The organism is Mycobacterium sp. IDUB_36 (genome assembly GCF_055419225.1).
Map to the genome: position 1 here is coordinate 469731 of NZ_JBVAXH010000001.1, position 13569 is coordinate 483299.

Sequence of the window (13569 nt, forward strand, 5' to 3'; positions counted from 1 at the left end):
CAAGCGCGCGTGGGACAACTGCGCGGGTTCAGGTGGCGGCAGCGAGCTCCGTCAGGTCGGCATCTTCGCTGCATAGCTTTTGGTGACGGCGTCGAACCGGCCGTCCACGGCATCGCGGTCGAATTGTTCTGGCACTGTCTGGTGACTCGCGCGTCGAATCATGTCGGCCTGGTCCATCAGGATTTGGGCCCGGTGGCTGTCAGTCGTCTGGTCCATGATCGCTTTGACTGCCTCGAGTTGACGCATGTACAAGGCGGGCATGCCGCTACTGGCTTGCCGAATTTTGTCAAACGCTCGTTGCAACATGTTTTCGTAGCTGACCTGCTCGCAAATGACGCGTATCCGCCCCGCACGATCACGGTAGGCCGGTGCGGGGATCCACACCAGGGAGAGTCGGCACAGAATATTGCTGAGCCAGTCCACGCATGTCATTGCCGTGTAGGTGTCGTTGACCGCGGGCGACAGTGCCCGGATGGCTATCTCGACCAATTGATCGATGGCGAAGGCGGGATCCTGAGCGAGCGTGCGCACGGGCCCGGTGATCTGAGCCCGTTTCAGGCAGCGGGCGACCTGATCGGCGGCCTGCGGCGGCCACACGCCAACGAGTTCACTGCCTTCGACCAGGAAGTTGCCGGGTCGGTACGGCACGCGAATCACTCCGTCGAACGCCGACGCCAGCCGGACCAACATGTCGTACCGAATCGCTTGCAGATAACCGCCTTTGGGTGTGGGTACCAGTGACCCCACCGATTCGATATTGGAGATCAGTCCGCTTATCTCCTCGGCGTCATCGGAGTCGGACCGCGTTATCATGGGTATGTCGGGCCGGCGCACTCGGAGGTAACGCGAAAGGTCCCTAGCGATGTTGGCGATGACAAATGGCAACTGGATAGCAATAGCGATGTGGTGCAGAAAGTAAATGAGCACAGCCAAGTCGACGAGCACGAGGGCGAATACCACCGAGACCGAGAAATGCGGCACGAACACACCGTGTTCCGCGGGTCCGATGGCCAGCAATACAAGTACGCAATAGACCGCTGTGGCCACAAAGGTGCCCAGGGTCAGTTGGGTACCGCGATCGCGGATGAAGTTGCGCAGCATCCGAGGTCCGAACTGGGTGGACGCGAGAGTCAGCGTAACGATTGTGACTGAGAAGTTGATACCGATCACGGTCATGATTGCGGCGGCGACCGCGAGCAGGATTTCGCGCGCGGTGTCGGCACTCCCCGCCTCGACCCAGGACGGCAAGCTGAATTCGTGGTGATAGACCGCCCGGTCCACTTCCAAGGTCGCCCAGAACAGCGCAACCGCGGCCAGCACTTCCATGGTGGGTATCAGCCAGAAGTTCGTCCACAACACTTCACGTCGCCATTGCGACAGCCTCATCGTTAGTCGCACCAGTCGAGACTAGCCAGGTCGACGGCCGTCGGGTGCGGCGTCCGCCCAGCCCGTGCGTAACCTCGTCGTCGGTAGTGCCAGTGAGCCAGTCGTCAGGAGCCCGGATGCCCGTCAGCCACCCAGCCGTCAGCTACGACGAGTTCCCCAGCCTGCGCGTCGAGCGCGCCGACCACGGCGTGCTGCACGTCATCCTCGACTCCCCCGGACTCAACTCCGTCGGGCCGCAGATGCACCGCGACCTGGCCGACATCTGGCCCGCGATCAGCCGCGACCCCGAGGTGCGTGCGGTGCTCGTCCGCGGCGAAGGTAAAGCGTTCTCCTCAGGTGGCAGCTTCGATCTGATCGACGAGACGATGGGCGCCTTCGACGACCGGCTGCGGATCATGCGCGAGGCACGCGATCTGGTGCTCAACCTCGTCAACCTGGACAAACCGGTGATCTCGGCGATCCACGGCGCGGCGGTGGGCGCGGGCCTGGTGGTCGCGCTGCTCGCGGACATTTCGGTGGCCGGGCGCACCGCGAAGATAATCGACGGGCACACCAAGCTGGGGGTGGCCGCCGGCGATCACGCCGCCATCTGCTGGCCGCTGCTGGTCGGGATGGCCAAGGCCAAGTACTACCTGCTGACCTGCGCGCCCCTGTCCGGCGAGGAAGCCGAGCGGATCGGGCTGGTGTCGCTCTGCGTGGACGACGGTGAGGTGCTCGAGACTGCCACGCGCATCGCGAACGAGCTGGCGCAGGGTGCGCAGTCGGCGATCCGCTACACCAAACACAGCCTCAATCATTGGTACCGGTCCGCCGCGCCGGCCTTCGAAACCTCACTTGGCCTGGAGTTTCTGAGCTTCAGCGGACCCGACGTGCGCGAGGGCCTGGCCGCCCACCGCGAGAAGCGGCCGGCCCGCTTCACCAGCGATTGAGCACCCGGACCATGTCGCTTTCGTCCGCCTCCACCGCACCCCGGCCTCTCGAACGGCGCGCCTGTGTCCGCGTGTCGCCGGATAGGTCTAGCGTCAAACGCTGTGAAAAGCCCGCATCTCTGCGCAGCGGAGCGAAGCGACGAGGAGGAGCGGCGCCCATGACAGCAGCCGAGCCCGCCCCGTTTCGCGAGGCCGTGGAGGCGATGAGCGGAGCCACCGTTCGTTCCGAGATCGAGCTGGGACCCATCCGGCCGCCGCAGCGGCTGGCGCCCTACAGCTATGCGCTCGGCGCCGAGGTCAAACGTGCCGAGGTCGACATCGTCCCGGAGCGGTCCGACGGTGACGCGTTCGGCCGACTGATCCTGTTGTACGACCCGGAGGGTGCCGACGCCTGGGACGGCACCATGCGCCTGGTCGCCTACATCCAGGCCGACCTGGATTCCAGCGAAGCCGTCGACCCGTTGCTGCCCGAGGTCGCGTGGAGCTGGCTGGTCGAGGCACTGGACGCGCGGGCCGAGCAGGTCACCGCGCTGGGCGGCACCGTCACCGCCACCACCTCGGTGCGCTACGGCGACATCTCCGGGCCGCCGCGGGCCCACCAGCTGGAGCTGCGTGCGTCCTGGACCGCACTCACCACCGACATCGGTACCCATGTCGAGGCGTTCTGCGAAGTACTCGAGCACGCCGCGGGGCTGCCGCCGGTCGGGGTGACGGATTTGGGCACCCGGTCCCGCGTTTGACATGGCCACCGAGCCGACAGAACCACCCCATGACACGCCCGACGCCGCGGAACCCGACGTCACGCCGCTGCTGCAGCCCGCCGACGGGGTGCCTGACCTCTCCGTCACCGCTGACGAGATCCAAGCCGCGGCAACACTATTGGCGAGCGGGCAGGGTCCCTTCGCAGTGGACGCCGAACGGGCCTCGGGATTTCGTTACTCGAATCGCGCCTATCTGATTCAGATCCGCCGGGCCGGTGCCGGGACGGTGCTGATCGACCCGGTGAGCCACGGCGGCGATCCCCTGACCGTACTGCGACCGATCGCCGAGGTGTTGACCGACGGCGAGTGGATTCTGCATGCCGCCGATCAAGATCTGCCGTGCCTGGCCGAGGTCGGCATGCAGCCGCCGGCGCTCTACGACACCGAATTGGCCGGCAGGCTGGCCGGTTTCGACCGGGTCAATCTGGCGGCGATGACGCAACGGCTGCTCGGCGTCGGGTTGGCCAAAGGCCATGGCGCGGCGGACTGGTCGCGACGCCCGCTGCCCGCAGCGTGGCTCAACTACGCGGCACTCGACGTCGAGGTGTTGATCGACCTGCGTGCGGCGATCGCGGGCGTGCTGGCTGAGCAGAACAAGTCTGATTGGGCCGCAGAGGAATTCGACTTCCTGCGTTCCGGCGCGAGCCAGGGTCCACCGACCACCCGCCGCGACCGCTGGCGAAGAACCTCCGGCATCCACAAGGTGCGCAATCAGCGGGGGTTGGCCGCAGTCCGCGAAATGTGGACGATACGAGACGAAATCGCCCAGCGACGCGACATCGCGCCGGGTCGTATCCTGCCCGATTCGGCGATCGTCGAGGCGGCCACCGTCGACCCCAAGAACCTGGAAGATCTGGTCGCTCTGCCGATCTTCGGCGGCAAGAGGCAACGCCGCAGCGCTTCCACTTGGCTGGCCGCGCTCAAGTACGCGAGGGAAAACCCCGGTCCGCCGGAGGAAGCCGAGCCGCCCAACGGCCCGCCGGCGCCCGCGCGCTGGGCACGTCGGCGGCCCGAAGCCGCGGCCCGGTTGGACGCGGCTCGCGCGGCGCTGCGCGACCTGTCCGAGCGGGTATCGATCCCGACCGAGAACCTGGTCACGCCCGAGCTGATCCGGCGCTTGTGCTGGGACTGGGAAGAGCCCGTCGGCGACATCGCGTCGGCGATCGACGAATTCCTCGCCGCCGGGCAAGCCCGTAACTGGCAGCGCGAGTTGGCCGTTCCCGTGCTGGCCGCAGCGCTACGCTCGACGGCGGCTAGTCCAGACGCTCCGTGATCGCGGCGCCGGACTCGGCGCCATCGCGCGACAACGCGGCGATCCACCCGGTGATCCGGCGCGAGACGTGCTGATCGGTCAGACCGGCATCGGCGAGCACCTCGCCGCGGGAGGCATGGCCGAAGAACTCTTGCGGCAGACCGAGATCGCGGCAAGGCACGTCGATCTCGGCGGCGCGTAGCGCGGCGGACACCGCCGAGCCGATGCCGCCGGCGACGCCGTTGTCCTCCAGCGTGACGACCACCTTGTGAGCCACCGCCAACTCCGCCAGCACCGCCGGCACGGGCAACGCCCAGCGCGGGTCGATCACGGTGACACCGATGCCCTGATCGCGCAGGCGCTCGGCCACCGCCAAGGCCATCGATGCGAACGTTCCGACCGACACCAGCAGCACGTCGGCGCCGAGACCTTCGGCGGGCAACGCCAGCACGTCCACCCCGGAGCGCCGCTCGATCGCCGGAATGTCTTCGCCGACATCGCCTTTCGGGAACCTGATCACCGTCGGGCCATCATCGACGGCCAGCGCTTCGGCCAATTCCTCGCGTAGCCGGGCTCCGTCGCGGGGCGCAGCCACCCGGATGCCGGGCACGATGCCCAGCATCGACATGTCCCACATGCCGTTGTGGCTGGCGCCGTCGCTGCCGGTGACCCCCGCCCGATCGAGCACTACCGTCACCGGCAACTTGTGCAGCGCGACGTCCATCATGATCTGGTCGAACGCGCGGTTGAGGAACGTCGCGTAGATCGCGACGACGGGGTGCATGCCGCCCATCGCCAATCCGGCCGCGGACGTCATCGCATGCTGCTCGGCGATGCCGACGTCGAACATCCTGTCCGGGAAGCGATCTCCGAACGCACTGAGCCCCGTTGGGCCCGGCATGGCGGCAGTGATGGCCACGATGTCGCGACGCTTGGTCGCCTGTTCGATCAGCGACTCGGAGAAGGTCGCCGTCCAACTCGGCCCGGGGACCATGGTGGCCAGCCCGGTCACCGGGTCGATTATTCCGCACGAATGCATCTGGTCGGCTTCGTCGTCCTCGGCCGGCCCGAAGCCTCTGCCCTTCTGGGTGACCACATGCACCAGCACCGGCCCGTGGAATCCGCGCGCCCGGCGCAGTGCCGCTTCGACCGCGTGTTCGTCGTGGCCGTCGACCGGGCCCATGTATTTCAGCCCGAGGTCGGTGAACAGCAACTGCGGCGAAAGTGCGTCCTTCACACCGGCTTTGATGCTGTGCATGAATTGGTATGCCAGGTCACCGAAGACCGGCATGCCCCGCACCGCGCTGCGGCCGCGCTCGAGCAGGTTCTCGTAGCCGGGTTGGAGTCGCAGCATGGCCAGATGATTGGCCAGTCCGCCGAACGTCGGCGCGTAGCTGCGACCGTTGTCGTTGACGACGATCACCACCGGCCGACGGGCCGCCGCGATGTTGTTCAGCGCCTCCCAGCACATGCCGCCGGTGAGCGCGCCGTCGCCGACCACAGCGACCACGTGCCGGTTGCGGTGCCCGGTGAGCTCGAAGGCCTTGGCCAGTCCGTCGGCGTAGGACAGCGCGGCGCTGGCGTGGCTCGACTCGACCCAGTCGTGCTCGCTCTCCGCGCGCGACGGGTATCCGGACAGCCCGTTCTTCTTTCGCAGTGTCTCGAAGTCCGCGGCCCGACCGGTCAGCATTTTGTGCACGTAGGCCTGATGGCCGGTGTCGAAGACGATCGGATCGTGCGGCGAGTCGAACACCCGGTGCAGCGCCAGCGTCAGCTCGACGACGCCCAGGTTCGGCCCGAGATGGCCACCCGTCGCCGCGACTTTGTGGATCAGGAAATCGCGGATCTCGGCGGCCAAATCTCCAAGCTCAGCCTGCGAGAGGTACTGCAGATCGGCGGGCCCACGGATCTGTTCAAGCATCCAGCCAGTGTACGCAGAACCCCCGGGCAGGCACGCGGACCAGCGCGGATACCACTTCGCCGGGCACCTGTTGCGCTCAGAAACAACACAGATAAGCCTGCTAACGTATGTTCCCGGTGTGCCGGGAAGCCTGGTCGGCGGTTGTTTCGCGCTGTTCCGGTCTTTCTGCTATTCAGGCTATTCGGGAGTGCGGCATGACTTGCTCGGTCGGCGCCACCGCGCTTAGCGGACGGACGTCAGGGTACGACGGCGTGACCATCAAGGCGCGCCCATTGGCCTCGGTGCTCATATCTTGAGGCCCGCTACCCAGTCCATGCCGAGCCACGCACACGCCCGACGGCAGGACCGCCGATGAGCAGTGCGCTGTTCCACTCCATCTACGCCTCCGCGGTATTCGTGGTCTGCTATGTGCTGATCACCACCGAGCGGTTCAACAAGACCAAGGTCGCGCTGGCCGGCGCGATTCTGATGTTCTTCCTGCCGCTGATCAGCTCCGACGACGTTTTCTACTCGCGTGACACCGGCGTCAACTGGGACGTGCTGTTCCTGCTCCTCGGCATGATGATCATCGTCAGCGTCGTGCGCCAGACCGGGGCGTTCGAATACGTTGCGATCTGGTCTGCCAAGCGCGCCAAGGGATCTCCGTTACGGATCATGATCCTGCTGATCATCGTCACGGCGTTGGGTACAGCCGTGCTCGACAACGTCACCACCGTGTTGCTGATCGCACCGGTCACCCTGCTGGTCTGCGACCGTCTTGCGGTCAACCCAGCCCCATTTCTGGTCATCGAGGCAATTGCCGCCAACATCGCCGGTGCGGCCACCTTGGTCGGTGACCCGACCAGCATCATCATCGGTACCGGCGCCCACTTGAGCTTCATCGAGTTCAGCGCCAACATGGCGCCGGCGGTGCTGCTGGTGCTCTGCGCGCTGATCGCGATCCTGCCGCGCCTGTACCCGGGCTTCTTCGTCGTCGATCCCGAACGGGCCGCCGACGTCATGTCGCTGAACGAACGGGAAGCCATCCGCAACCCGAAACTGCTGATGCAGTGCTGCATCGTGCTGTCGATTGTTTTCGTCGGGTTCGTGTTGCACCGGCAGATTCACATGGAACCCTCGATGGTCGCGATGGCCGGCGCCGGGATCCTGGTGGTGATCTCCGGCTTGGAGCGAGAGTTCTATCTGGCCAGCGTTGAGTGGGAGACGCTGCTGTTCTTCGCCGGGCTGTTTGTCATGGTGGGCGCCCTGGTGCGGACCGGTGTGATCAAGGAATTGGCGAAGGTGGCCGCCCATTTCGCCGGCGGCGATGCCTGGACGGCGACAATTCTGATCCTCACCGTCTCGTTCACTTTGGGCAGCGTCATCAACAACGTCCCCTACGCGGCTGCGATGACACCCATTGTCGGGGAGTTTGCCGACTCGATTCCCGGACACGCCGGCTCGGGTGTGCTGTGGTGGGCACTGCTGCTGGGCACCGTGCTGGGCGGCAACCTCACTCCCGTCGGTGCCAGCGCCAACATCGTCGCGGTCGGGATCGCGCAGCGCGCCGGACACCCGGTCTCGTTCTGGGACTTCACCAAACGTGGCGCAGCGGTGACCCTGATGTCGTTCATCCTCTCCCTCGGCTACCTGTGGTTGCGCTACTTCGCCTAGGGGCGAGAGTTGGTCGTATGGTGGCCTAGTGCGAGCAGAGGAACTCGACGAGCAATTTCCCATCGTGGACGTGGATTCCGACGCCCTCGACGCCGCACGCATGATCGCCGAGCACAGCCTGCCGGGCCTCATCGTCACCGACGCCTCGCGCAAGCCCTGCGCGGTGCTGCTGGCCTCTGAGGTACTGCACCTCATCTTGCCGCGTTACGTGCAGGACAACATAATGCTGGCCGGAGTCATGGGTGATCCGCTCACCGATCACGCCCAGAGCCTGGCCGGCAAGACGGTCGGCGAGGTGGTTTCCAAGCCCCCGAAGAAGATCCCGTCCGTCGACGTCCGCGACGGCGTCATCAAGGTGGCCGCCGAAATGGCGCAGCTGCGGTGTCCGTTGATCGCCGTGACCAAGGACGGGAAACTGCACGGAGTGATCACCGCCTCACGACTGCTGGCTGCCGCGCTCAAATCCTGAGTCACGCTCGCCACGTCGAGGCGGGTTTCGCGACCAGCTCGAACGCAACCTGAGAAAGCCCTTACACCCATCCCATTAACCGTTTTCCCCCAGCGGACGTATTGTGTCGGTGTGCGGGCAGAGGATCTCGACGAGAAGTTCCCGGTAGTAAAAATCGACTCGAATGCGCTTGACGCTGTCCGTTTGCTCGCTGAGCACAGGCTGAACGGATTGGTGGTCGTTACCGACACCTCCGAGACGCCGTTCGCGGTGCTACCGGCCTCGCAGGTGGTGCGCTTCATCGTGCCCGGATACGTGCAGGACGACCCCGGGCTCGCCAGCGTGGTCACTGAGACGATGGCCGATCACGCGGCGGAGAAGTTGAGCGGCAAGACTATTCGCGAATTGCTGCCCAAGCAACGTCAGCACATCCCGGTCGCCGAGGCCGACGACACCATCATCGAAGTGGCCGAGGTCATGGCGCGACTGCGCAGCCCGTTGGTCGCCGTGGTCAAGGACGGCAAGTTGCACGGCGTGATCACCGCGTCCCGGTTGCTGGCCGCCGCCCTGAAGGAATGACCGGGCACCGCCCGCGGCCCCGGTACCTGTCCGGCTAGGCCGCGCCGATGATGTATTACGCGATCGCGGTGTTCGTGATCGCCTACGCGCTTATCATCAGCGAACGGTTCAGCAACACCACCGTGGCGCTGGCCGGGGCGGGGCTCATGCTGTGCCTGCCGGTGATGGACTCCGCCGATGTCTTCTACTCCCAGGACAGCGGAATCGACTGGGACGTCATCTTTTTGATGCTCGGCATGATGATCATCGTCAGTATTATGCGCCAGACCGGCGCCTTCGAGTACGCGGCGATCTGGGCGGTCAAGCGAGCCGACGGCTCCCCTGTGCGCATCATGATTTTATTGATGCTGGTGATGGCCCTGGCGTCGGCGATCCTGCCGAACGTCGTCTCGGTACTGTTGATCGCGCCGGTGACCCTGCTGGTGTGCGAGCGCCTGGAGATCAATCCGGTGCCGCTGCTGATCGCCGAGGTCTTCGCCTCCAACATCGGTGGCGCCGCCACACTGGTCGGTGACCCACCGAACATCATCATCGGCGCCCGTAAAGGGTTGTCCTTCAACGCATTCTTCGTGAACATGGCGCCGGTCGTTCTGATCGTCATGTTGGTCCTGATCGCCTTCGTGCCGGTGCTGTTCCGCGGCCTCGGCACCGTCGATCCCACGCGCGTCGCCGATGTCGTCTCGATGGACGACGATGACGTGCTGCACGATCGCAGACTGCTGATCAAATGCGGTGTCGTCCTGGTCGCGGTTCTGGCCGGATTCGTCGTCTCTCCCGACATCCACATGGCCCCGTCGATCGTGGCGCTACTGGGCGCTGGTGCGCTCATCCTGTGGTCCCGCACGGACCAGTCGGATTACCTGGCCAACGTCGAGTGGGACACCCTGTTGTTCATCGTCGGCCTGTTCATCATGGTCGGCGCGCTGCTCAAGACCGGCTTCATCGGCACAGTGGGCCGAGTTGCGGCCAGCGTAATCGGCGGAAACATGTTGCTGGCGACGATGCTGATTCTCGTCGTCTCGACAGTGGCGTCCGGACTGATCGACAACGTGCCCTACGTTGCGACGATGACGCCGATTGTCGACCACCTAGCGAAAACCATGCCCGGTCAGTCGCATCACGACGTGCTGTGGTGGTCGCTGGCACTCGGAGGCGACCTGGGCGGCAACCTCACCGCGGTCGGGTCCACCGCCAACATCGTGATGATCGGCATCGCGATGCGCTCCGGCAATCCGATCTCGTTCTGGGAGTTCACCCGTAAAGGCATCGCGGCGACGGCACTCTCCACGGTGGTGTGCGCGCTCTACCTGTGGCTGCGGTATTTCGTGCTCGCCTGACGTGTCAGCGGGTCACCAGCGCGACGCACTCGATGTGATGCGTCAAAGGGAACGAGTCGAATACCGACAGCTTGCGGACCGTGTAGCCGTGCCGCTGGTAGAGCCCGACGTCGCGAGCGAATGATGCTGCCTCACAACCAATGTGGACGATGCGCGGCACATCCGCCGCGGCCAGCAGGTCGATCACCTCGCGACCGGCGCCGCCGCGCGGCGGATCCAGCACGGCCACGTCGGCGCGGCCGCGCTGCGCGGTCAACGCCCGTCGCACCGAGTCGCTGACCACCCGCACCTGCGGATGATCGGCCAGCGTCGCACGCGCCGACCGCGAGGCGGCCCGTGCGCTGTCGACGGTGAGTACCTGACCCGACTCCCCCACCGCGTCGGCCAGCACCGCAGCGAAAAGTCCTGCGCCGCCGTACAAATCCCACGCGGTCATGCCCGGGTCGGGCCGGGCCCAGTCGCTCACGAGCTCACTGTAGGTGCGGGCCGCGTCGCGGTGCGCCTGCCAGAATCCCGTCACCGGCACATGCCATCGGTGCCCGCCGACCCGCTGCACACCCTGCAGACTGCCCTCGACCACATCGGTGACGTTGCGCCGGCCGTGGCGCACTGTGCGTGCCACATGTCGCCGGCCATCGTCGTCGAGAACGACGTGCAGATGCGCGCCGGGCGCCCACGCGGTATCGGTCAGCCCGTCCGTCATACCCGCCGGAAGTTGACCGCAGCTCACATCGGCGACCAGATGATCGCTGCGGTACCGGTGGAAGCCCGGGCGCCCATCGGGTCCCACGTCGAGCCGGATCCGCGTCCGCCAACCGGTCGAGCCGGTCGGCCCCAGCGCCAAGACCTCGTCACTCCACTGGTGATTTCCCAGCCGCGCAAGCTGATTGGACACCACCGCGGCTTTCAGCGCACGCGCGGCGACCGGCTCGACGAACGCGAGGTCGCAGCAGCCGGCGCCGTCGACGCCGGCGATCGGGCACAGCGACGCGGTGCGGTCGGCCGACGGATCGAGCACCTCGATGGTTTCGGCATGCCAGTACGAGCCCCGGTCCGCGGTGACCCGCACCCGGACCCGCTCACCGGGTAATGCGTACCGGACGAACACCACCCGGCCGTCGTGGCGCGCCACGCAGCTGCCGCCGTTGGCCGGATCGCCCACGGTCAGCGTCAACTCGCCCAGCGCCGGTGGCGGCAGCGCGGTGGTCTCCGAGGTCAATCGAATATCCCTCGACGCGCGTCGCCGGGCGCCGCGTGCGGTTGCAACGCCTTGACCCGCTCCGACGAACTGAGTTGCCAGGGCACCGATGTCACCATCACACCCGGCATGAACAGCAGCCGCCCCTTCAACCGCAACGCGCTCTGGTTGTGCAGCACGTGTTCCCACCAGTGGCCGACCACGTATTCCGGCAGGAACACCGTCACCACGCTGCGTGGCGACTCCTTGCTGACCCGCTTCACGTAATCCAGTATGGGACGGGTGATTTCGCGGTACGGCGACGCGATGACCTTCAACGGCACGCTGAGCTTGCTGTCCTCCCAGCGGCGGACCAACTTGCGGGTGTCGGTGTCATCGACGCTGACCGTGATCGCTTCCAGCACATCGGGTCTCGTTGCCCGTGCGTAAGCCAGCGCCCGCAGTGTCGGCAGGTGCAGCTTCGACACCAGGACGATCGCGTGATTCTTGCTGGGCAGGACTACGTCGTGGCCGTCTTCGAGCTGCTCGATCTCCCGGCTGACCGAGTCGTAGTGCTTGCGGATCATCTTCATCAGCACGAACAGCAGCACCATCGCCACGATCGCGATCCAGGCTCCGGCCAGGAACTTGGTGACCATCACCACGAGCAGCACGGTGCCGGTGGCCACGAAGCCGATCGTGTTGACGATCCGGGACCGCACCATCGTCCGGCGGGCAACGGGGTCGGTTTCGTTGCGCAGCAAGCGAGTCCAGTGCCGGACCATGCCGATTTGACTCAATGTGAACGAAATGAACACACCGACGATGTAGAGCTGGATCAGCGCGGTGACCTGCGCCCGGAACGCGATGATCGCGGCAAGCGCCGCGACAGCCAGGAACACGATGCCGTTGGAGAACGCCAGCCGATCGCCGCGGGTGTGCAACTGGCGGGGCAAATAGCTGTCCTGCGCGAGCACCGAGCCGAGCACCGGGAAACCGTTGAACGCGGTGTTGGCGGCGAGCACCAGGATCAGCGCGGTGACAACGGCGATCAACAGGAAGCCGATGTGGAAGCTGCCGAAGACGGCTTGCGCTATCTGGGTGACGAGTGTCTTCTGCTGGTAGTCGCTGGGCGTGCCGGTGAGCTGCGCGGCGGGGTTGTCGACGATCTGCACGCGCGTCTCTTTGGCCAACAGGATGATGCCCACCAGCAGACTGACGGCGATCGCGCCGAGCATCAGCAGCGTCGTCGCCGCGTTGCGCGACTTCGGCTTTCGAAACGCCGGCACCCCGTTGCTGATCGCCTCGACGCCGGTCAGCGCCGCGCAGCCGGACGAAAACGACCGCGCCACCAGGAAGGCCAACGCGAACCCGGTGATCGCACCGTGCTCGGCGTGCATGGTGAACCCGGCGGACTCGGCCCGCAGCGGCTCGCCCATCACGTAGATCCGGATCAGGCCCCAAGCGAGCATCGCACCCACGCCGACGATGAACGCGTACGTCGGAATGGCAAACGCCACACCGGATTCACGTATACCGCGCAGGTTGAGCGCCATCACGATCAGGATCGCGCACACGCAGAACAACACCTTGTGGCTGGCCACGAACGGGATCGCGGAGCCGATGTTGGACATGGCCGAGGCCGTCGAAACAGCCACCGTGAGCACGTAATCCACCATCAGTGCGCTGGCCACCGTCAGGCCCGCGTTGGCCCCGAGGTTGGTGGTCACCACCTCGTAATCGCCGCCACCGGACGGATAGGCGTGCACGTTCTGCCGGTAGCTGGCCACCACGACCAACATCACCGCCGCCACCGCGACACCGATCCACGGCGTCAGCGAATACGCCGCCAGACCTGCCACCGACAGCATCAGGAAGACCTCTTCGGGGGCGTACGCCACCGAAGAGAGCGCATCGGAGGCGAACACCGGCAGCGCGATCCGTTTGGGCAGCAGGGTGTGGCTCAGCCGGTCGCTGCGGAACGGCCGGCCCAGGAGCAGTCGGCGCGCCGCAGTCGAAAGTTTGGACACGAGAGCCAAGAGTAAGCGCAACCGTGCCTGCCGGTACGGTTCGGTAGACGAGAATGTCTCCCAAACCGGCTGGCCACTGCGGCTGACCGGGCCGAG

At 65.9% G+C, this 13569-nt stretch carries 10 protein-coding genes and 1 pseudogene; 7 read left to right on the plus strand and 4 right to left on the minus strand.

The annotated features are described in order from the left end of the window. Nucleotides 1–51: 51 nt before the first annotated feature. Entirely contained in the window at nucleotides 52–1398 is a 1347-nt protein-coding gene (locus ACZYW1_RS02195; protein ID WP_463782897.1) for a DUF2254 domain-containing protein, read from the minus strand. A 104-nt stretch (nucleotides 1399–1502) separates the two neighbouring features. Here ACZYW1_RS02195 and ACZYW1_RS02200 point away from each other — a divergent pair, with 104 nt between their 5' ends. The 3 genes and pseudogenes from ACZYW1_RS02200 to ACZYW1_RS02210 all read left to right on the plus strand — a co-directional run bounded on the left by ACZYW1_RS02200 (nucleotide 1503) and on the right by ACZYW1_RS02210 (nucleotide 4349). Beyond that, complete coding sequence (locus tag ACZYW1_RS02200; protein ID WP_463782898.1) at nucleotides 1503–2315, plus strand: enoyl-CoA hydratase/isomerase family protein; 813 nt, start codon at nucleotides 1503–1505, stop codon at nucleotides 2313–2315. Nucleotides 2316–2417: 102 nt separating this feature from the next. Then, nucleotides 2418–3055, plus strand: a pseudogene (locus ACZYW1_RS02205) (DUF3000 domain-containing protein). Between the two features lies 1 nt (nucleotide 3056). Further along, entirely contained in the window at nucleotides 3057–4349 is a 1293-nt protein-coding gene (locus ACZYW1_RS02210; RefSeq protein ID WP_463782900.1) for an HRDC domain-containing protein, read from the plus strand. Here ACZYW1_RS02210 and dxs read toward each other — a convergent pair. Continuing rightward, a complete protein-coding gene (gene dxs / locus ACZYW1_RS02215; protein WP_463782901.1) occupies nucleotides 4330–6249 on the minus strand; it encodes a 1-deoxy-D-xylulose-5-phosphate synthase in 1920 nt (639 codons plus the stop codon). The genes ACZYW1_RS02210 and dxs overlap by 20 nt on opposite strands. Nucleotides 6250–6600: 351 nt before the next feature. On the opposite strand from dxs, the gene ACZYW1_RS02220 reads away from it, so the two are divergent. The 4 genes from ACZYW1_RS02220 (at nucleotide 6601) to ACZYW1_RS02235 (ending at nucleotide 10266) form a co-directional block, all read left to right on the plus strand. Continuing rightward, nucleotides 6601–7902 (plus strand): ArsB/NhaD family transporter, encoded by a 1302-nt coding sequence (locus ACZYW1_RS02220; RefSeq protein WP_463782903.1) that lies wholly within the window; start codon nucleotides 6601–6603, stop codon nucleotides 7900–7902. A gap of 28 nt (nucleotides 7903–7930) precedes the next feature. Continuing rightward, the gene (locus ACZYW1_RS02225) at nucleotides 7931–8371 is read left to right on the plus strand and encodes a CBS domain-containing protein (RefSeq protein WP_463782905.1); all 441 of its coding nucleotides are present in this window, start codon (nucleotides 7931–7933) and stop codon (nucleotides 8369–8371) included. Between the two features lie 111 nt (nucleotides 8372–8482). Continuing rightward, entirely contained in the window at nucleotides 8483–8929 is a 447-nt protein-coding gene (locus tag ACZYW1_RS02230) for a CBS domain-containing protein (protein ID WP_293004417.1), read from the plus strand. 47 nt (nucleotides 8930–8976) lie between these two features. Then, nucleotides 8977–10266, plus strand: coding sequence for an ArsB/NhaD family transporter (locus ACZYW1_RS02235; RefSeq protein WP_463782907.1), 1290 nt, complete (start codon nucleotides 8977–8979; stop codon nucleotides 10264–10266). Between the two features lie 4 nt (nucleotides 10267–10270). On the opposite strand, the gene ACZYW1_RS02240 is transcribed toward ACZYW1_RS02235, so the two are convergent. Together ACZYW1_RS02240 and ACZYW1_RS02245 are read right to left on the minus strand one after the other, a co-directional pair. Continuing rightward, nucleotides 10271–11485 (minus strand): class I SAM-dependent RNA methyltransferase, encoded by a 1215-nt coding sequence (locus ACZYW1_RS02240; protein WP_463782908.1) that lies wholly within the window; start codon nucleotides 11483–11485, stop codon nucleotides 10271–10273. Beyond that, nucleotides 11482–13473, minus strand: coding sequence for an APC family permease (locus ACZYW1_RS02245; RefSeq protein ID WP_463782910.1), 1992 nt, complete (start codon nucleotides 13471–13473; stop codon nucleotides 11482–11484). Before ACZYW1_RS02245 ends, ACZYW1_RS02240 begins: the two co-directional genes overlap by 4 nt. Nucleotides 13474–13569 lie beyond the last annotated feature (96 nt).